Here is a 19,045-nt window from a genome sequence, read left to right on the forward strand (position 1 = left end):
TGAAGGAGCCAACTCGCAGCCCAATGTACTGTCAGCACAAGGATGAACACGTGACCGATCCGTCTACATCTCAAATTCTTTCCGTTGAAAACTTATCGGTGGCCTTTGGCCCAAATCAAGTGATTGAGGACCTGAGCTTTTCCGTCGCGCCTGGCCGGACCCTGGCGATTGTCGGTGAATCCGGCTCCGGGAAATCGGTGACGTCGCAGTCGATCATGCGGTTGGCCGATATGAGCGGTGCCCGGTATGTTTCCGGTCGGATCCAGTATCGCGGGGCAGCGCAACCGGTCGATTTGTTGTCGCTGACCCAGCCCCAGATGCGGCAGGTAAGGGGCAAAGAGATTGCGATGATTTTCCAGGAGCCGATGACCTCGCTCAACCCGGTGTTTACCATCGGCGATCAGCTCTGTGAAGCCTTGCTGCTGCATGAAAATATCTCAAAATCCGAAGCGATGGCTGAAAGTCAGCACTTACTTGAAATGGTACGTTTGCCGGATGCCAAGGAGATGCTTAGTCGTTATCCGCACCAGCTGTCGGGCGGGATGCGCCAGCGGGTGATGATTGCAATGGCGTTGGCATGCAAGCCGAAGATCCTGATTGCCGATGAGCCGACCACCGCGCTCGATGTGACCATTCAGGCCCAGATCCTGGCGATTATGGCGGATTTGCAAAAAGAGCTGAATATGGCAGTGATTTTCATCACTCACGACATGGGCGTGGTGGCTGAAATTGCCGATGACGTGGTGGTGATGTGGCAAGGCAAGAAAGTGGAGCAGGGCACGGTGCAGGACATTTTCGCCCGGCCGCAGCATCCGTATACCCAGGCGCTGCTGGCTTCGGTGCCTCGCCTCGGGAGCATGGCGGGCGAGCCTTTGCCCAAGCGTTTCCCGGTCACCGTGATGGAAAGCGGGATGCCGACCGTGGTCGGCGAAGAGCAGGTACAGGACACCGCCGATTACAATCAGCCGCCGCTGCTCAGTGTCCGTGATCTGGTGACCCGTTTTGATGCCCGCAAAGGCTTCTGGGGCCGGGTCACCCATCGCATTCATGCGGTCGAGCAGGTGAATTTTGATATCTACCCCGGTGAAACTCTGGCGCTGGTCGGGGAGTCCGGCTCCGGCAAATCCACCATCGGCCGCACTATTCAGCAATTGCAGGCGGCAACCAGCGGCACCATCAGCTTTGAAGGTCAGCCGTTAACGGCGCGGAGTAAGGCCGAGCAGCGCCGGTTGAAACAGGAAATTCAGTATATCTTTCAGGATCCGTATGCCTCGCTGGATCCGAGAAAAACCATCGGCTTCTCCATTGCCGAGCCGATCAAAACCCACCGCCTGATTCAGGGCGAGCAGAACATTCGCCGGCGGGTGGCCGAGCTGCTGGAACGGGTCGGGCTGAGTCCCGAACACGCCTCGCGCTATCCCCATGAGTTTTCCGGCGGCCAGCGCCAGCGGATCTGTATTGCCCGGGCCTTGGCCTCGAACCCGAAATTAATCATTGCCGATGAAGCACTGTCTGCGCTCGATGTCTCCATTCAGGCGCAAATCATCAACCTGTTTATGGCGCTGCAGGCGGAGTACGGCATTGCGTACCTGTTTATCAGCCACGATATGGCGGTGGTGGAAAAAATGAGTCACCGGGTCGCGGTGCTCTATCTGGGACAAATCGCAGAAATCGGCTCGCGCCGACAAATTCTGGAGACGCCGCAACACCCGTATACCCAACGCTTGCTGAGTGCGGTGCCCGTGGCGGACCCGAACCATGTCCGCACCAGCGTTCGTTTGACCGGAGACATTCCCAGCCCGGTTCGGGCAGTCGGCGATGAGCCGAGCACCCTGGCTTATCTCGAAGTCGCCCCCGGCCACTTGGTCGCACAAGCCCCACAGGAAGGGGCACTCCAACCTACTTTTGACGGAGAATATTTCAATGATGAAGCACAACCCTCAACCCTGGCTTAAGACCCTGTCGCTCACGGCCGGACTGACTTTTTCTTCTTTGGCGATGTCGGGCGGAACGCTGACGGTCGCGTCGCCGCAGGACCCGGGCAGCTGGGATCCGGTGGACACCTTTCTGGTCAACTGGGCCTCGGTCGCCACCAATATTTATGACGGCCTGACCTATCGTGGTCCGGATCTGAAACTCCAGCCGGGTCTGGCAACTGGCTGGGAGCAGCTCGATGACGGGCGGCGGATCCGCTTTACACTGCGCCAGAACGTGACTTTCCATAACGGCGAACCTTTTAACGCCAACGCGGTGAAGTTTACCATTGAGCGCCTGCTGGGCGAGGAAGGGAAAAAAGGCCCGCAACGCTCGAACTATACCGCGATTGAGCGGGTGGACATCGTTGATGAGTTCACGGTGGATTTCTTCCTCAATAAACCTGATCCGGTGCTGCTGACCAAGCTGGCGGGCTACGGCGCGATGATTGTGCCGCCGAAATATATTGCCGAGAAAGGTGAGCAGTATTTCAATACCCATCCTGTCGGCACCGGGCCGTTTCAGTTTGTGAACTATGAGCCGAAAGTCGGCATTGAACTCAAAGCGTATGACAATCACTGGGGCAGCGCACCGAACATCTCGGAGCTGAACTATCGCTTTATTTCCGAGCCGTCGACTGCAGTGGCCGAGCTGCAGGCCGGACGGGTGGATCTGGTGATCCCGCCGACCATTCCGATTGCGATGATCCCGACCATTGAGGCCAACCCGAAACTGTCGGTGGTGACCACACCCAGCCCGACGGTCTATGCGCTGCGCTTTAACTCGAAAAGCGGGATCACCAAAGATGAGCGGGTGCGCAAAGCAATGATCTACGGGGTGGATCGCAAGGCGATTATCGACTCGATCCTTGGCGGCCAGGCGGAGCAGATCGCCAGCTTCCAGAGCTCGATTTCGTTCGGCAATGATCCGGCAATGAAGCCGCTGCCGTACGACCCGTCCAAAGCGATGCAGCTGCTGAAACAGGCGGGGGTGAAACCCGGCACCAAGGTGCAGATTGATATCCGAGGCAACAACGCGACCTTTAACGAAGTGGCGCAGGCGGTGGCCAGCTACCTGCAAATCATCGGTCTGAATGCCACCATCAAGCCGTATGAAACCAATGTGCTGCTGAACGATATTATCCCGGCGGGGAAAACCGGGGCGATGTTCCAGCAGTCCTGGGGCGGCTGGACCTTAGATTACGACAATACGGCGTACTTCATGTATCACACCGGCGAGAAGTGGAACCCGTATGACAGCGATCCCGAGCTCGACCAACAGCTTGAATCGCAGCGCACCCTGCTGGATCCCGAGCAACGGGAAGCCATCCTGCAGTCGATTGCCCGCTATACCGCCAATCGTGCGCTGGAAATGCCGCTGTACAGCCTCAACGCCATTTACGGCGTGTCGAACCGGGTCAACAACTTCACCCCGGTGCCGGACAGCCGATTGCGTTTTACGGACGTCACCGTCGACTAAACCGGACGCGTGCCCTTCAGAGTTGAAGGGCACGGATTGCCGTTTCAAGGAATTCTCATGACCAACTTTATATTAAAACGCTTGTTGCAGGCGGTGTTCGTGCTGTTTGCGATCACCCTGGTGGTCGCCTACGCGATCCGGATGACGGGCGATCCGGCGCTGATGCTGACGCAGGGCGCAGGCAGTATTACCGAAGCCGATCTGGCGCTGATCCGTGAGGCGCTGGGGCTCAATAAACCGTTTCTGACCCAGTATGGCGAGTTTATCACCGGGCTGTTTGTCGGCGATTTTGGCAACAGCTTTATGGGGGGCACGCCGGTGTCACAGCTCATCGGGATGTCTCTGCCGGCCACTTTTATGCTGGCGATCTCGGTGATGCTGGTGTCGATAGCGATATCGATTCCGCTTGGGATCAAAGCGGCGACGGCGCGCGGCAAATGGGCCGATCAGCTGATTCGGATCTGCTCGCTGATTGGCTTGTCGTTCCCGAACTTCTGGCTGGCGCTGATGATGGTGCTGGTGTTTTCCATCACCCTGCAATGGCTGCCGCCAAGCGGCATGGACGGTTTCGCCAGCTTTGTGATGCCGTCGTTGACCATGGCGATTATTCTCACCGCCACCAATGTGCGGCTGGTCAGAACGGCGATGCTGGAAACCCTGCAATCTCAGTACATCATGGTGGCCCGCGCCAAGGGCGTCAGCGAAACGGCGGTGCTCTACAAGCATGCGCTGCGCAACTGTGCGATCCCGTTGATCACCTATTTCGGCCTGCAATTCGGCGGCCTGCTCGGCGGGATTGTGGTGATTGAAAAAGTCTTCAACTGGCCGGGGCTCGGCACACTGGCCTTTGAAGCGGTCGGGTCGCGGGATTACCCGGTATTGCAGGCGGTGATCACCGTGCTGTCGATGCTCATCGTCGGGGTAAACCTTCTGGTCGATATTGCTTACGGCCTCATTGATCCACGCATCAGAACGGAGTAAGGCCGATGTCTACTGCAATCTCTTCTACACGATTTCCCGGGCTGAAAAACCTGGAGTTTATCCTCGGTGCCACGCTGACGGGCGGCATTATTCTGCTGGTGTTGCTGTCGGATGTGATTTTTCAGGATGCCGCGAGTCAGATTAACTTATCGGCCCGGCTGATTGCGCCCTTCACCGATGCCGGGCATTTCTTCGGTACTGATCCGCTAGGCCGGGATGTACTGGCCCGCGTTGTGGCCGGGGGCACGGTGTCGCTTCAGGTTGGCTTTTTGTCGGTGCTGGGGGCGGTGATTTTCGGCGTCATCATGGGATTAGTGTCCGGTTACTATCGCGGGTTCTGGGATGTCATTGTGATGCGCTGCGCGGATATCCAACTGGCGATGCCGTTTATTCTGCTGGCGATCACCTTCATTGCCATTGTCGGCGGCGGCCTGACCAACATGATTATTTTGCTGATTGTGTCGCAGTGGGTGCAATATGCCCGCCTGGTGCGCGGCTCGGTGTTGTCCTTGCGGGATCGGGAGTTCATCCAGTCGGCCAAAGCGATTGGGGTCAGTCATTTCAGTATCCTGTTCCGTCATCTGCTGCCGAACCTGATCGGCCCGGTGATTGTGCTGATGACGCTCAACGTGGCGAACAACATTCTGCTGGAAAGTAGCCTGACGTTTCTGGGCCTGGGCGTCGACCCGCTGACCCCGAGCTGGGGCGGGATGCTGGCCGATGGCCGGACCTATATCCAGACGGCGTGGTGGGTGAGTGTGTTCCCGGGACTGGCGATTTTGCTCACGGTGCTGGGGCTGAACCTGCTCGGGGATTGGCTTCGCGATAGCCTGGACCCGACCGGGAGAACATCACGATGAGCCAGATTTTTACGACCACTATTTCATCCTCGCTGGTGGCCCTTGTCGAGCAACTGCGGGATACCCGCTATCACGGTTGCACGGTCGAGGCCTGGGTATTTAGTGATCGCGCGTCACGCCGGGCAGCGGAAGCGTCGCTGCGAGCGATTGGGGTTCAAGCACGGATCCGCAGCGCCTATAAGCCGCTGCTGCATTTTTTCCTCGAAGATGTGCTGCAAGACGGGCTGCTTGAGCCGACCGCGCCAAGTGAATCGGCCGATTCGCTGGAAGCGGTTGAGATCACCTATCCGGTCCGCGAGCACGCCGAACCCAAGCGGTTCCTGTTGGAAGCGTACCCGCTGGCGGCGCTGATCCGCTGCGATAACCTGACGTTTACCCCGGTTGGTGGGCAGCAGGAGTATTACACCGTGACTGCACATTTGGTGTCGGGTGAGGTACGTCGCTTTCAGGTGTTTGCGCCTAACCATGTCCATGTGTCTGCTTGCGAGACGACTTACCTGTCCCCGACAGGCTGGCTGCGGGTTGATGATCGCGCGGGGAGTCTGATCCGCGATGAGCATTTCGTTACCGACTATGAAAAGGCGTTTACCACGGTGATGACGCAGATCCAGAACCATGGCTGGCCGGCACAGGGTCCTTACTTCGAGCAGCTCGAAATTCATGTGGCTGTCCCTGCTTGCGATGAGCCGATGGGTTACGGGCATGAAGTGATCAGCCTGAAAGAAGCGCTGCATGAGGATCTGTATTTTTCGGTCCAGGAGTGGTTTAAGTTCCGCGAAGGCAAAGACCTGAATGCTCGGAACAGCCAACCCGGACAAATCATTCCGCTGATCGATGCTGCGGAAGGGCCGGATTATGCGATTGAGATCCGGCTGGGGCACCATGATGCGGGGTATGCGCGTGACGCAGAATGTGACGCGCCGACGCTGGCGTTGGACACAATCGGTGCGCCTTTGCCGGTAGCATTGGTTGAGCAGGCTCTGGCTGACATTCCGGGCCAGGTCATCGAAGCGAGTGCCTACTCCGGCAGGACGGTACGGGCGAAGTATCATCCGGGTGCGGACAAGGCGGTGATGATCAGTGGGGGTCAGCATGCCAATGAAACCACCGGGGTGGTGGGCGCTTTGCGCGCGGCGACAGTGTTGGCGCAACAAGCAGATGCGCATTTCGTGATTTCGCCGCTGGAGAATCCCGACGGTTATGCGCTGCATCAGGCGCTGATCCAGGATAATCCGCATCACATGCATCATGCCGCCCGTTATACGGCGCTGGGGGATGATCTCGAATATCGCACCGGGGAGGCGTTGTATGAAAAGGCCATTCGACGCCGGGCCGTTGAGCACAGTGGTGCCGGGCTGCACCTGAACCTGCACGGTTATCCGTCGCATGAATGGACGCGGCCTCTGTCCGGGTATGTCCCGGCCGGTTTTGAGATGTGGACCATCCCGAAAGGTTTCTTCTTAATCGTCCGCCATCGGGACACCCCTGAGTGGACAGATTATGCCGAGCGTTTTATCCACGAGCTGACGCTGGCGCTGGGTCATCTGTCAGAGGTGCTGGCGCTCAACCGGTTTCAGACATCGCTGTATCAGCAACATGCCGGAGAAACCGGATTTCGGATCATCAATGACTTTCCGTGCCTGATTTCCGCTGTTGGCGAATATGATGTCCCGCTGCAAATCATCACCGAATACCCGGATGAAACGATCTACGGTGCGGATTTCATTGCCGGGCATGACGTGCAGAGCGCCACTGTACTGGCGGCCTATCAGATCCATCAGCGGTTATCTCAGCCGGAGTGCTGAGGTGTTTCTGAAGCGATTGAATGACTGAACAACAGCAGTACTTCGGTGCTGCTGTTTTTGGTTGTGCGGTCAAACTGGATTAAGTGTCTGTATTGGCGGAAGTATTCCTCGCCGTTGTGGCTTCACTATTCATCGCGTTCGATCCAGAGTGTCATTGCATTCGATCCTGAGTGGGCGCTGGTGGTGATGACTAGCTTCAGACCAAATATAGTCTGAATATTGACTGGTTCTACCTTGTCCGCCATACTGTCACGGTAACCAATGCCACCCTTCCATGATGCGATAAAGCATCTTTAGGTTATCACCTCGCAGGAATTTTTTGCTTTTCCTGAGGGGCCCTACCCAAAAGGATACTGTCATGAATATTCAAACCGTGAGTTATTTGAAAACACATGCGGCCAAACTGGATTTGGATGAGCCGATGGTTATTACGCAGAACGGTAAGCCTGCTTATGTGATTGAGTCTTATGAAGCGCGGCAGCGGCGAGATAATAGCATTGCGATGATGAAGCTGCTGGCGTTCTCTCAAGAGGACAAGACCCAGGGCCGCGTGATGTCCTCGGATTCGCTGAAGAGCCGTCTGGCTGCCCGTAAACAAAAGGCGCAATCTGATGACGGTAACCGTTAACTTCACGGAAACCTTTTATCACACCGCTGAGCAAGTGATCGATCATTTGGCAGACTTTCGTGAGGAAGCGGCGGTGATAGAAGATGTAGAGCAACTGATTCATTGGTTCGAGGATGCGGTATCGACGCATCCTGAACGGTTTAAAGTGTGCTCTGATCTCGCGAAGTTTGGAATTTACTTATATCGCGAAGCAATTTATGGCAAATTCCGCCTGCTCTATAGCATCGATAAGTCATCTGGCCAGATCCGTATTACCGGTGAAATATTATTGCGGACCAATATGGATATTCGCGAGCATCTGGTTGAGTACTGTCTGCTCTACCGATAAAAAACTGAACTATACCTGTTTTGGTTATCAATTGTACGGTGTATGGATACATGACGTATCTTTTGATGAATTACCACTATTTCTTAATAGAATCAGATGCTCAGGACGAAAACACTTAGTGCGATCACGCCGGATGATGCAATGCTATTGTGGCTTCCCGGCAGGAAGATTGACATATCATTGCTGGCTGTTGGCTTGGTCAGCCAGGTGCTGGATAAAAGCCGTGCTCAAAGGGGTCTGCAGTTTTAGTGGCGACTTGACAATGTGCCAGTACGTTTTGATGGGAAAATGGTCGACCGGTAAAAAGGTGATATTTTCATTTGGTTCGTAATGCAGGGCATATTCAGACAATATCGCGACTCCCATGTCGGCCAGCACACAGTGTTTGATGGCTTCGTTACTCTCGATGACCAGCTTAGGCCGGAAGGGTAACTGGAGGCCGGCTAGATGCTTTTCGATGGCAAAGCGGGTACCGGACCCTTGTTCCCGAGCCAGAATCGGATAATCAAGGAACTCTTTGATTGATATTGCTTTCTTACCGGCCAGTGGGTGCTCTTTATGCGCGACGGGGTAGAGTCGGTTGGGGAGAAAACGCACCGCCGAATCAATCATGTCAGGCTCAAGGTGGCTAAACAGGTAGATGTCATCCAATCCTTGTTGGTAACGCCCCAGTATTTTATCCCGGTTGCCGACTTTCAGCACCACATCAATTAAGGGGTATTGGTGGCAAAACTCCCCCAGAAGGTGGGGAATAAAATATTTCGCGGAAGTGACCACCGCGACTCGCAAAGTGCCTGCCTTCAGGGCCATGAGATTAGCAAGCTCTGATTCCAGTGTATCGGTTGCCGCCATGATCGTTTGGCAATACCGGGCCATCAGATGGCCTGCTTCCGTGAAAATGAGTTTCTTCCCCCGGAGTTGATATAGCGGGGTGTCGATGAGCTCGGCCAGCTGGCGCAGCTGGATCGAAACCGTTGGCTGGGTCAGGTTGAGCGCTTCGGCTGCCAGGGTGATGGAGCCCAGCTCATAAACCTGGCTGAACACACGTAATGGCCTGATATTGTTCAGTCGGTTTCTCAGGTGTTGGGGCATGGTTGCTCCTTAAAACTTCTTTTATAGAAGTTCATCTATGCTTTCCATGTGTTTATTTAATTATAATTTATGTTTTGCTTCGTTCATGATCTCCCGTGAAACAGAGATTCACGTTGTCTGATTGAGAGGGAGGTCCTATGAGCTTTCGTCATTTATTGCTTCCAATTGCCCCTGAGCAACAACTGGAGAAGTCATTTCAGGAAGTGCTGCAATTTGCCAATGCACACTCTGCGCAGGTGACTTTGCTTACCGTGGTTGATGAGCTGGAGAAATTCCAGGAGTTGTCTCAATACACCGGAACCACGCTGGGCTTGCTGGATAAAGCGACGCAGTACTATCACGAGTCGTTAAAGCAGCATGTGCAGTCTTTCCGCTCGAGTTATCCGGAAGTTAAATTTTCAACGCTGATCCGGGTCGGGGTGCCGTTTATTGAAATCATCAAAGCGGCGCACGAGGTTCAGGCCAGTTTGATTGTGATTGATACCCACCGCCAGAATAAAGCCGAAGCCTGCCAGCAAGGCAGTACGACACGGCATTTAATGCGCAAGTCGGCGCTGCCGATTTGGTCGAGCAGCATGGAGCCGATGGCGATTCGCCGGGTTGGAGTGGCCGTGGATGTCGCCAGCCAGGATCAAACCGCATTTAATGAGAAAGTCGTGTCACTCTCACTGGAGTTCTGTGCGCTCACCGGGGCTGAGCTGATCCTGCTGCATGCCTGGCGCCTGGATACGGAAGGGTTTTTACGCAAGTGGAGCGGCTATAACCATTTGGATGTGGCACTGGTGGCGAAACAAATGCGTGACGACCGCGCCGCTCGGCTCAAATCATTGCTTGCCCCATACGCACACACGCCGGTGAAGCAACAAATTATGTTGCTGGAGGGAGAGGCCAGGGCGGTGATTCCTCAGTTTGTCGAGCAGCAGGCGCTTGATATGGTGATTATGGGCTCGTTGTCCCGGACTGGTATTGCAGGATTTCTGATCGGCAATACTGCTGAGTCGATGCTGGATCAATTGCGTTGCTCGGTGATGACACTCAAGCCGGATGCGTTTCACTCGCCGGTGCTGAGTCGGAAATAAGCTTGTTGTGCTGCCGCGGGAGGCGTTATGAAGATAGATAATGATGACAAGCTCTCCAAGCGACTGGAGAGGGTGATCCATTGGTCCGTACGCACGCTGTCTATTCTTATGGTCTTTGTGATCGTCATGGGGGTGCTGGATGTTGCCTGGATCCTGTATCAGCGGATGATCACCCCGCCTATTTATATCCTGACCATCTCTGACATGCTGGCCACGTTTGGGGCCTTTATGGCGGTGCTGATAGCGATTGAAATTTTCATCAATATTACGATTTACCTCCGGGAAAATGTCATTCATGTCAAAATCGTGATGGCAACAGCGCTGATGGCGATTGCCCGGAAGGTGATCATTATTGATGTGGAGGAGATGGATGTGATGTACCTGTTTGCGATTTCAGCAGTGGCGCTCAGTATGAGCGTGGGTTACTGGCTCATCCATCAGCTACCGCGGCAAAGCCATCTGGATGAGTGATTGTGTATTTATGCAAGTTTGATGGCTGGTGCTCATGATTAATTATGAATGTTTCTCATGTTCTATATGAAGTAAAAACACTCTGTTTATAACGCTGGATAACATTAAAATCGAATCTTAGTTAGGTGATTTGACACCAATCAAAAAAGACTGGAAAAGTCACAAAATAAAATTAGAAAGTACGGAAAGCTCAAGAGATAAATTCAGGTTTTATCTCGAACAATTGGATACCGGATCACGATGAATAAAGACTTTACATTTACGATTAAGAGCATTCGTCTCGATGAAAACTATCATCCCTCAGATAACACACGGATTACGACCAACTTTGCGAATTTGGCCAGAGGGGAAAGTCGTCAAGCGAATTTGCGCAACGCCTTAAAGATGATTGACAATCGTTTTAATGCTCTGGCGAACTGGGATAATCCTAAAGGCGACCGTTATTCTATCGAACTTGAAATTATATCGGTTGATATGGATATTGAAGGTAGCGGTCAGGCTTTCCCATCGATTGAAGTATTGAAAACCAATATTGTTGATTACAAAACTAACGAACGCATTGAAGGCATTGTCGGGAATAATTTTTCCTCTTATGTGCGAGACTATGACTTTAGCATTGTCCTGTTGGACCACAATAAAGATCAGCCTCAATTTAGCATCCCGGATAACTTTGGCGATCTGCATGGCAAGCTGTTTAAGTACTTTGTCAATTCGACCGCTTATCAGCAAAACTTTAAGAAGCCACCGGTGATTTGCCTTAGCGTTTCCGATAGCAAGACCTATCATCGAACAGAAAATCAGCATCCCGTTTTAGGTGTTGAATATCAGCCAAATGAATCGTCTTTGACTGAGCAGTATTTCAAAAAAATGGGGTTGCAGGTGCGCTATTTTATGCCGCCAAACAGTGTTGCACCGTTAGCGTTTTATTTCTTCGGTGATTTACTCAATGACTACACCAATCTTGAGCTTATTAGCACCATCAGTACGATGGAAACATTCCAAAAAATTTATCGGCCTGAGATTTATAATGCGAATGCGGTTGCAGGAAAGTGTTATCAACCAAATTTGAAGAATCTGGATCATTCATTAACGCAAATTGTTTATGACCGGGAAGAGCGTAGTCAGTTAGCGATTGAACAGGGAAAGTTTGCGGAGCAGCACTTCATCAAGCCATACCAGTCTGTACTGGAGCAATGGTCTGCGCATTACGCCTAATCAATAACGAGTATATAAAAAGGCTTTATGATGAAAAAACTATTACCGACTTCAACGTCAGGCAGTTTGCCGAAACCGTCTTGGCTTGCACAACCCGAGGTCCTTTGGTCACCTTGGAAATTGCAAGGTGAGGAACTCATTGCCGGAAAACAAGATGCGCTACGTGTGTCATTACAAGAGCAACAACTTGCCGGGATTGATATTGTCAGTGATGGCGAGCAAACACGCCAACATTTTGTAACGACCTTTATTGAGCACCTGAGCGGCGTTGATTTTGAGAACCGGAAGACCGTTAAAATCCGTGACCGCTATGATGCGAGTGTCCCGACGGTCGTTGGTGCTGTTTCTCGCCAACAGCCGGTGTTTGTGGAAGATGCCAGGTTTTTACGCCAGCAAACCAAGCAACCGATTAAATGGGCCCTGCCAGGCCCCATGACAATGATCGACACGCTTTATGATGACTATTATCAAAGCCGTGAAAAACTAGCTTGGGAATTTGCCAAAATCCTCAACCAAGAAGCCAAAGAACTAGAGGCTGCGGGTGTTGATATTATTCAGTTTGATGAGCCTGCATTTAATGTGTTTTTTGACGAGGTCAATGACTGGGGAATTGCGTGTTTAGAAAGAGCCATTGAAGGCCTGAATTGTGAAACGGCTGTCCATATCTGTTATGGCTATGGCATCAAAGCCAATACCGATTGGAAAAAGACACTGGGCTCTGAATGGCGACAATACGAAGCAGTTTTCCCCAAGTTGCAACAATCGAATATCGATATTATCTCCCTTGAATGTCACAACGCTCGTGTGCCAGTCGAGCTCCTTGAACTCATTCGCGGTAAAAAAGTAATGGTCGGAGCCATAGATGTGGCAACCAATACCATTGAAACGCCTGAGGAAGTCGCTGATACCCTACGAAAAGCACTTCAGTTTGTTGATGCTGAGAAGCTTTATCCTTGTACCAACTGTGGGATGGCGCCTTTGCCTCGTGAAGTTGCAAGAGGTAAGCTGAATGCCTTAAGTGCTGGCGCAGAAATCGTGCGAAGAGAACTCTCGGCCGAGTGCCAGCCGATCACTTGATGAGTGATAGTTCCCGAGGCCGTGAACACAGGGTGTTCACTGTTGAGCATGGTCCCGCCTCCGGCTGAAGGGGACCGGAGGGATAGGCGGGGAATGTTGTGGTTCCCCGCTCATATTCCCTGATGACTGGTATGCCAGTCTATTACAGATGAGGCTTGCAGACGGGGCGCGGTTTAACTCTCGGTCGGTAGTTTCTCATTGTAGCGTACCGTACAGTTGCGGCCGTTGGATTTGGCTTCATACAGGGCGTAGTCTGCCTGCTTGATGGTTTCGTGGACATGGTCGGGATCCCCCGAACAGTGCGCGAGTCCGATGGAAACGGTGATCTTGCCGACAGGAGAAATATCATGTGCTGAGATGGTTTCCCGCAAGCGCTCGGCAATATCGAATGTGTGTTCAAGGCTGGTATCGGTCAGGAAGATGAGAAACTCTTCGCCGCCGGATCGACAGAGAATGTCCTCTGTCCTGGCATGTGCCTGCATTAAATCCGCTACAGTGACGATTACTCTGTCCCCCACATCATGGCCATAGGTATCGTTGACCTGTTTGAACCGGTCAATATCTATGGCGATGACAGAAAAGCCTTGGCGGGTGTCACTGAACGCATCTAAAGCTTTCAGCATCCCGCGTCGGTTGAGCAGGCAGGTCATCGGGTCCGTATGGCTGTCGGTATCCAATTGACTGATTTTGCTCGTCATCATACCCAGGCATTTAGTGATGGCAGCTTTCAGCTGTGCGGTTTCAAAGTACCAGGAGCGAATCCTCTGGATTTGCTCAACGGTGTCATCATGCTCCAGGGTTTTGACTTCCCGGGCTAACTGCCACAGCGGCCTGGAAATGAAGGCGGCCGATATCCAGATCCCGGCCAGGGTCAGGAGCCCGACCGGGATGGTCGTGACAAAAACCGCCACCATCTGCTCATTCAGCTCCGAGAGTGTCTTTATTTTTGGTCGCTGGGCGACAACTCCCCAGCCGGTTTGCTCTACCGGCGAGAACCCGGCTAACATGTCGATGCCCAAAGAGTTCACCATGTTCATGGAACCCTGGTTACCGGAGAGCACGTAGTTGATGGCGTTGTTGTTCTCAATCACCTGACCGATCCTGGATGGATCCGGGTGATAAATCAGAGTCTTATTACGATCAACTACATACAGGTAAGAGCCGTCCTGATAACTGTGTTTGCCTAGAATATCGGATAAGATATTTTTCTTTTCAAGGTAGATGCTTCCGGAGATGTAACCCAGGTATTTTCCCTGCGCAGAAAAAATAGGGTGGGAAATACTGATGAGGTAGTTACCGGCCGGTGAGATAAAGGGATCGGTCACCAGAGGCCGCTTGGCCTGTAAAGACTGCATTGAGTTTTCTGAGGTCAGGCGGACACCTTTGACTTGCAGGGTCTCCGGTGACACCGCAACGATTGTTCCCTCAGCATTAATTACCACCACAGAGTTAAAGGTTTTGGTTTGTCGCCGCAGTCGATCGGTCTCAGCCATCAGTTGCGATTCGTCCGCCATATACGCCCCCAGTCGCTGAGCGCTGAAGGCCAGTTGTTCCTGGGCGGATTCAATAAAGGTATCTGTCGTTTCCGCCATCTTTCGTGCGTAAACCTGATTCGACTCCATCGTTTTGTTGATCAGTAGATCACGCTGGACCTTATAGATGGAGTAGAGCGTATTGGTCAGTGTGATCAAGACACTCACAATCGTCAGCAGCAGAATTAGTTTACGGAGATCAACTTTCAGTGTAGAGGACGGCACCATAAAAGATTAAAACCCTGTTCGGTCATGATAAAGACAAGCGGGAAATTACCGGGTCAATCTAATCGAGCGCTGATCCTGATGCAAGCAGGTAAGTGACAAAGTAAACAACTAAGCTGTATGTTTTATTCGTTTTTTGAACACTGATCCTGGTGGCATCAAGCTGTTCTCCGGATATGCGCACATTTGAGCTGCCACAGAAAGCGAGTTGACACAGTTCAGACCGACCCGGCAGATCAAACACCAGTGTTGTGACTCGTTTTTTCCCTTCGCTGGTGAGGGCGACCTGAGGTTGTGTCAACCCTGGTAAGGCGAAGCCCGTCTCTGAGATTGAGCCCCATCAGGGTGAGGTTGATCAATCCGGCGATCATTTGAATCGACCTGCATGATTTACTGATCAGGTTTAAACTTCTGGCTATTCGGCCGATAAAAGATACTGTCTGCGTATAAGAAATGGGATAAACCCCACACTGAGTGGGTTGTTGCATATTTGTAACGGCTTTATGATGAGCTTTCCATCAGTTATCGGACCAGTCGTCTGACCAACTTTCTCGTAACAGATGCCGACCTGATTCCGGCCGTTCACGTTCCTACAATGTTTCGTGTGACCGGGAATGGTTTGAATCAAGAAAAAAACACAACGCGTCTCAGCGTGGCTATAAGGTTATTCACAGTGAAAAAAATTATCTTACTTGTTGTCAGTGCGATGTTTGCGATAGCCGCAATCGCCAGTATTACTTCGACCTCCTATATCTCCCACCATGAAATCGACAACATCATCCTCAAGCGCTCTCAGGCTCAGGCTGAATTGCTGGCCAAACATGTGGAATATGTGCTGGAGACATCCGCGCAACCCCAGGCTGATCTTCAGGCGCTGGTTCAATCGCTGAAGCAGCGAGGAGATATTAGCTATGCGGTGGTGATTGATAAGAACATTCAGGCGATTGCCCACAGTGATGCGCAGAAGCTGAATAAAGTGTATGACGACAGTTATACCGTTGCCGGTGCCGGGAGTGGGAAAGCACAACACCTGAAATGGTATGCCGATGTTCAGCAGGTGTGGGTGTATGACATTATGACCCCGGTGTATGTTAACGGCGCGCTATATGGCTCTTTTGATGTCGGGATCCCGATCACCGAAGTGAGCGATGCAGCGGAAGAGATCGTTGTGGCGCAGCTCGCGGCTATTGTTGCAATTTTCCTATTGTGTGCGGTTGTGCTGGTGTGGGTGCTGGGCCGGTTGTTCAAGCCGCTGGTTGGGTTGCAGCATGCCCTGGTTGATATTTCCCGTGGGGACGGCGATCTGACGGTGAGGCTGCCGGTGAACGGTAATGATGAAATCGCGCAAATTTCCGAGTCGTTCAATATCTTTGTCGCCAAAATTGACGGTATTGTCAGCCAGGTGGTGAAAACCGGTCAGGATCTCGGTCAGTCTGCGGCTGAGCTGCGTCACCAATCGGCGCAGGCGCTGTCGCGTGGGCAGGATCAAAGCGAGCAAACGCTGCTGGTGGTGACTTCAATGAATGAAATGATAGCCACCATTAATGAAATTTCCCAGAATGCTGCGGGTGCGGCAGAGTCGGCGGGTAATGCCAATGATGAAACTGAGGCCGGTCGCACAACCCTGCAGAGTGCGACGAATACCATGACCGATCTGGCGGGAGAAATGGAGCAGATGTCCGGGGTCGTGACGGATCTGGCACAACGGACCCAGTCGATTGGCTCAATTCTGGAGGTGATCCGCGGCATTTCCGAGCAGACCAACTTACTGGCGCTGAATGCGGCCATTGAGGCGGCGCGGGCCGGAGAAGCCGGCCGCGGTTTCTCGGTGGTTGCCGATGAAGTTCGGAACCTGGCGACCAAAACGGCGGCGTCGACCGATGAAATCCAAACCATGATCGACCAGCTGCAACTGGAAGCCGGAAAAGCGGTCAGTGCGATGGACAGTAGTAAGGCGCTGACGGCTGCCGGAAGCGAAGCGACGGAGCAGGCTTTTGCGGCTCTGGAAGCGATTACGCAGCAGGTCCGGATGATTCTGGATATGAATACCCAGGTCGCGACGGCAACCGAAGAGCAGTCCAGCGTCGCCAATGAAATCAATCAGAATATGGACACTGTGAACAACTCGGTCCAAGCCGGATTGGACGCTAGTCATAAGCTGGAGCAAACATCGCAGCATCTGGATGACTTAGCCAAAGCACTGGATCGCCATGTCGGCTCCTTTAAGGTGTCGCTCTGAAGTACATTCAGTTCTTGATTCGATAATGCGTGAGCCGAAAGCCCCTGACCTGTGTCAGGGGCTTTTTCTTTGAATGTAAAAAATAATCAACAATTTATTTATGGGGCTGATATCGCATTCTGGTTGTCGGGATAACATGATATGCGCTTGATTGCTGCTAGTCTTTTCGCAGACGGATTTGATGATGGAGTTTAAATGAACAATTTCCTTGTTCCGAAGGCGCTGCACGAGGTTTTTGGTGAAAAGCAATCGGTGATTGAAGTCGTGTTTACTGCGTTATTTGCGGTCGTCGGCACATCGCTGATTTACTTCCACTTTGACTTCCCCGGTACAGCACATACCTGGCGCACTGCTTTCGGGCTTATTTTGATTGCGGATGTGCTGGCGGGGTGCCTTGCCAATTTCACCCGGGGCACGAATCAGTATTACGCCCAACGGCCGAAAGGACGCCTGCTCTTTATTGCGATCCATGTTCACTTACTGGTGATTGCCTGGCTGTTATCGGCTCCAATGCTGGCTGCATGTTGGATATGGCTCTACACCATTGCCTGCGCACTGCTCGTCAATCGCTTGTTCGGGTATTCCTTGCAGGTGTTTATTGCAGCAAGCTTGTTGTGTGTCGGACTGTTACTGATTTTGAGTCTGGCTTTGCCCGGGTGGTTTCTCGTGATCAGCATTTTTTTCATGATGAAAGTCATGTTTAGTTTTGCGGTAGACCATTACCGGCAACAGTCAGCATAGTGAATGGCTAACATCAAAACAGAAAAGGAATGGATGATGAAAAAGTTGGGATTCAGTTTAAGTGTGATGATGTTGAGTGGCTGCAGCAGTTTGACGACATCGCAAGAACCGCTACTGGCGGATGCTTCACAGCTGTGTCAAGGAAGCGTGGCGTTGCCTCAGGGCTTGGCACCTCATTTCGAAGCCACGCAGGATCCGGATCTGCTTCAGAGTGCACTGGGTGAGCCTGAACAGGGCAAGCTCTGCCAGGGACAGGTCTATCAGAGTAAGCCGGATGCAGAGGTGGTGCTGTTCCGGGCCTGGAACAGTACCAACCCGAACAGCCAGTTTGGCAAGTGGTGGGCATTCCATCAACCGAATGGAAAAATTGCTTCCTATCGCGCGGATTATGAAATCTGCTACCAGTGGTCACCGCTGGATAAACTGGTTCGCTGTACATTAAAACCTGGGACTAAAGTTGTGGTCGGAAATGGGCAAAGTGCGAAATGTTCGGAGTATTTAACTTACCCGACGTCGGAAAAACAGCAGGTCTACCTGGTCGATGCTGAAGCCGCGGTGCTGAACTGCACCGAGTACGACGGAGTGATGAGCTGGCAGTAAATGGGAACGACGCCCTTCCACTCATGTCAGCATTTTGAATATGAGGGAAGGGACGCCAAGGCGTTAGGCGCTATCTTTCTGACGGCCAAGGCCGTGCCAATATACAGGCCAATTTCCTTCCTCACCGTAGTTATTGATCACCGAAGCAATCAATACCAAAGTGATACTGCCAACCAGCACCGGTGTGATCAGATAGTCAAAACCGACCACCCCTTGTCCTGCCAGTATAATTACCAGCGGGTTGGCTCCGGCTGGCGGGTGTACGGCGCGGAAGAATTGCATCAGCATAATCGCCACGCCGACAGCCAGAGACATGACCACGATTGAGTCGCCCAATCCGTATAAGGCGACAAGCCCGACAGCCGAGGTAATTAAATGGCCGACGATGACATTTCGGGGTTGGGCGAGCGGTGATGCCGGTGCGGCGAACAGAATCACGCACGTTGCGCCGAAAGGGGCCATCAGCCAGGGCATCCCGGTTGACTGACCCAGGTAGCTGAGAGTCAGAATCCCCAGAAACCCGCCGACGAGTCCCTTCATCATGTGAATCATTTTGGGTTTTGGTGGCAACGCGCCTCCGCCTCGTAGCTTTTGCATCTTCGTATCTCCTCATGAAAAACAGGCGATAGATCGGCCTGTCTGATGAATGATGTGTACAGATCTGTACCATCTGTAAAATTATGATACAGATCTGTACACGTTGAGGCAATAACTAATTC

Annotated in this window: 17 protein-coding genes; 14 read left to right on the forward strand and 3 right to left on the reverse strand. The window is 52.5% G+C overall.

Features of this window, described 5'->3' with window-relative positions:
• Window positions 1–50: 50 nt before the first annotated feature.
• From NNL38_RS19875 to NNL38_RS19905, 7 genes are all read left to right on the forward strand, one after another.
• Window positions 51–1,955 (forward strand): ABC transporter ATP-binding protein, encoded by a 1,905-nt coding sequence (locus NNL38_RS19875; protein WP_255392181.1) that lies wholly within the window; start codon window positions 51–53, stop codon window positions 1,953–1,955.
• Window positions 1,924–3,453, forward strand: coding sequence for an ABC transporter substrate-binding protein (locus NNL38_RS19880; RefSeq protein WP_255392182.1), 1,530 nt, complete (start codon window positions 1,924–1,926; stop codon window positions 3,451–3,453). The genes NNL38_RS19875 and NNL38_RS19880 overlap by 32 nt, the downstream gene beginning before the upstream one ends.
• A 57-nt stretch (window positions 3,454–3,510) precedes the next feature.
• Complete coding sequence (locus NNL38_RS19885) at window positions 3,511–4,434, forward strand: ABC transporter permease (protein WP_255392183.1); 924 nt, start codon at window positions 3,511–3,513, stop codon at window positions 4,432–4,434.
• Window positions 4,435–4,439: 5 nt separating this feature from the next.
• Window positions 4,440–5,294 carry an ABC transporter permease gene (locus NNL38_RS19890; protein WP_255392184.1) on the forward strand — a complete coding sequence of 285 codons (855 nt, stop codon included), beginning with the start codon at window positions 4,440–4,442 and terminating at the stop codon, window positions 5,292–5,294.
• Window positions 5,291–7,099: a M14 family zinc carboxypeptidase gene (locus NNL38_RS19895; RefSeq protein ID WP_255392185.1), complete on the forward strand. Its 1,809-nt coding sequence runs from the start codon at window positions 5,291–5,293 to the stop codon at window positions 7,097–7,099. Before NNL38_RS19890 ends, NNL38_RS19895 begins: the two co-directional genes overlap by 4 nt.
• A gap of 358 nt (window positions 7,100–7,457) precedes the next feature.
• Window positions 7,458–7,727 carry a type II toxin-antitoxin system Phd/YefM family antitoxin gene (locus NNL38_RS19900; RefSeq protein WP_255392186.1) on the forward strand — a complete coding sequence of 90 codons (270 nt, stop codon included), beginning with the start codon at window positions 7,458–7,460 and terminating at the stop codon, window positions 7,725–7,727.
• Window positions 7,711–8,055 carry a hypothetical protein gene (locus NNL38_RS19905; protein ID WP_255392187.1) on the forward strand — a complete coding sequence of 115 codons (345 nt, stop codon included), beginning with the start codon at window positions 7,711–7,713 and terminating at the stop codon, window positions 8,053–8,055. Before NNL38_RS19900 ends, NNL38_RS19905 begins: the two co-directional genes overlap by 17 nt.
• Window positions 8,056–8,232: 177 nt before the next feature.
• On the opposite strand, the gene NNL38_RS19910 is transcribed toward NNL38_RS19905, so the two are convergent.
• A complete protein-coding gene (locus NNL38_RS19910) occupies window positions 8,233–9,147 on the reverse strand; it encodes a LysR family transcriptional regulator (RefSeq protein ID WP_255392188.1) in 915 nt (304 codons plus the stop codon).
• 137 nt (window positions 9,148–9,284) lie between these two features.
• Here NNL38_RS19910 and NNL38_RS19915 point away from each other — a divergent pair, with 137 nt between their 5' ends.
• The 4 genes from NNL38_RS19915 to NNL38_RS19930 all read left to right on the forward strand — a co-directional run bounded on the left by NNL38_RS19915 (window position 9,285) and on the right by NNL38_RS19930 (window position 12,989).
• Window positions 9,285–10,226 carry a universal stress protein gene (locus tag NNL38_RS19915; RefSeq protein WP_255392189.1) on the forward strand — a complete coding sequence of 314 codons (942 nt, stop codon included), beginning with the start codon at window positions 9,285–9,287 and terminating at the stop codon, window positions 10,224–10,226.
• Between the two features lie 27 nt (window positions 10,227–10,253).
• Complete coding sequence (locus NNL38_RS19920) at window positions 10,254–10,697, forward strand: phosphate-starvation-inducible PsiE family protein (RefSeq protein WP_255392190.1); 444 nt, start codon at window positions 10,254–10,256, stop codon at window positions 10,695–10,697.
• Between the two features lie 240 nt (window positions 10,698–10,937).
• On the forward strand, window positions 10,938–11,912 hold the full coding sequence (locus tag NNL38_RS19925; RefSeq protein WP_255392191.1) for a DUF1852 domain-containing protein: 975 nt from the start codon (window positions 10,938–10,940) through the stop codon (window positions 11,910–11,912).
• Window positions 11,913–11,942: 30 nt separating this feature from the next.
• Window positions 11,943–12,989, forward strand: a complete 1,047-nt coding sequence (locus NNL38_RS19930; RefSeq protein ID WP_255392293.1) for a methionine synthase — start codon at window positions 11,943–11,945, stop codon at window positions 12,987–12,989.
• A gap of 173 nt (window positions 12,990–13,162) precedes the next feature.
• On the opposite strand, the gene NNL38_RS19935 is transcribed toward NNL38_RS19930, so the two are convergent.
• Complete coding sequence (locus NNL38_RS19935; protein WP_255392192.1) at window positions 13,163–14,749, reverse strand: sensor domain-containing diguanylate cyclase; 1,587 nt, start codon at window positions 14,747–14,749, stop codon at window positions 13,163–13,165.
• Between the two features lie 670 nt (window positions 14,750–15,419).
• On the opposite strand from NNL38_RS19935, the gene NNL38_RS19940 reads away from it, so the two are divergent.
• From NNL38_RS19940 to NNL38_RS19950, 3 genes are all read left to right on the forward strand, one after another.
• The gene (locus NNL38_RS19940; protein WP_255392193.1) at window positions 15,420–16,985 is read left to right on the forward strand and encodes a methyl-accepting chemotaxis protein; all 1,566 of its coding nucleotides are present in this window, start codon (window positions 15,420–15,422) and stop codon (window positions 16,983–16,985) included.
• A 195-nt stretch (window positions 16,986–17,180) separates the two neighbouring features.
• A complete protein-coding gene (locus NNL38_RS19945; RefSeq protein ID WP_255392194.1) occupies window positions 17,181–17,726 on the forward strand; it encodes a hypothetical protein in 546 nt (181 codons plus the stop codon).
• A 33-nt stretch (window positions 17,727–17,759) separates the two neighbouring features.
• On the forward strand, window positions 17,760–18,326 hold the full coding sequence (locus tag NNL38_RS19950; RefSeq protein WP_255392195.1) for a hypothetical protein: 567 nt from the start codon (window positions 17,760–17,762) through the stop codon (window positions 18,324–18,326).
• A gap of 63 nt (window positions 18,327–18,389) precedes the next feature.
• Here NNL38_RS19950 and NNL38_RS19955 read toward each other — a convergent pair whose 3' ends face one another.
• Complete coding sequence (locus NNL38_RS19955) at window positions 18,390–18,923, reverse strand: HPP family protein (RefSeq protein WP_255392196.1); 534 nt, start codon at window positions 18,921–18,923, stop codon at window positions 18,390–18,392.
• Window positions 18,924–19,045: the final 122 nt, after the last annotated feature.

Source organism: Photobacterium atrarenae, from assembly GCF_024380015.1.
Taxonomy (GTDB): domain Bacteria; phylum Pseudomonadota; class Gammaproteobacteria; order Enterobacterales; family Vibrionaceae; genus Photobacterium; species Photobacterium atrarenae.

What these genes read in the sequence shown, in the direction of transcription:
- NNL38_RS19935 (WP_255392192.1), bottom strand. Translation starts at nt 14,749, where the DNA reads ATGGTGCCGTCCTCTACACTGAAAGTTGATCTCCGTAAACTAATTCTG.
- NNL38_RS19930 (WP_255392293.1), top strand. Translation starts at nt 11,943, where the DNA reads ATGAAAAAACTATTACCGACTTCAACGTCAGGCAGTTTGCCGAAACCG.
- NNL38_RS19925 (WP_255392191.1), top strand. Translation starts at nt 10,938, where the DNA reads ATGAATAAAGACTTTACATTTACGATTAAGAGCATTCGTCTCGATGAA.
- NNL38_RS19920 (WP_255392190.1), top strand. Translation starts at nt 10,254, where the DNA reads ATGAAGATAGATAATGATGACAAGCTCTCCAAGCGACTGGAGAGGGTG.
- NNL38_RS19895 (WP_255392185.1), top strand. Translation starts at nt 5,291, where the DNA reads ATGAGCCAGATTTTTACGACCACTATTTCATCCTCGCTGGTGGCCCTT.
- NNL38_RS19950 (WP_255392195.1), top strand. Translation starts at nt 17,760, where the DNA reads ATGATGAAAAAGTTGGGATTCAGTTTAAGTGTGATGATGTTGAGTGGC.
- NNL38_RS19915 (WP_255392189.1), top strand. Translation starts at nt 9,285, where the DNA reads ATGAGCTTTCGTCATTTATTGCTTCCAATTGCCCCTGAGCAACAACTG.
- NNL38_RS19880 (WP_255392182.1), top strand. Translation starts at nt 1,924, where the DNA reads ATGATGAAGCACAACCCTCAACCCTGGCTTAAGACCCTGTCGCTCACG.
- NNL38_RS19910 (WP_255392188.1), bottom strand. Translation starts at nt 9,147, where the DNA reads ATGCCCCAACACCTGAGAAACCGACTGAACAATATCAGGCCATTACGT.
- NNL38_RS19900 (WP_255392186.1), top strand. Translation starts at nt 7,458, where the DNA reads ATGAATATTCAAACCGTGAGTTATTTGAAAACACATGCGGCCAAACTG.
- NNL38_RS19905 (WP_255392187.1), top strand. Translation starts at nt 7,711, where the DNA reads ATGACGGTAACCGTTAACTTCACGGAAACCTTTTATCACACCGCTGAG.
- NNL38_RS19945 (WP_255392194.1), top strand. Translation starts at nt 17,181, where the DNA reads ATGAACAATTTCCTTGTTCCGAAGGCGCTGCACGAGGTTTTTGGTGAA.
- NNL38_RS19885 (WP_255392183.1), top strand. Translation starts at nt 3,511, where the DNA reads ATGACCAACTTTATATTAAAACGCTTGTTGCAGGCGGTGTTCGTGCTG.
- NNL38_RS19955 (WP_255392196.1), bottom strand. Translation starts at nt 18,923, where the DNA reads ATGCAAAAGCTACGAGGCGGAGGCGCGTTGCCACCAAAACCCAAAATG.
- NNL38_RS19890 (WP_255392184.1), top strand. Translation starts at nt 4,440, where the DNA reads ATGTCTACTGCAATCTCTTCTACACGATTTCCCGGGCTGAAAAACCTG.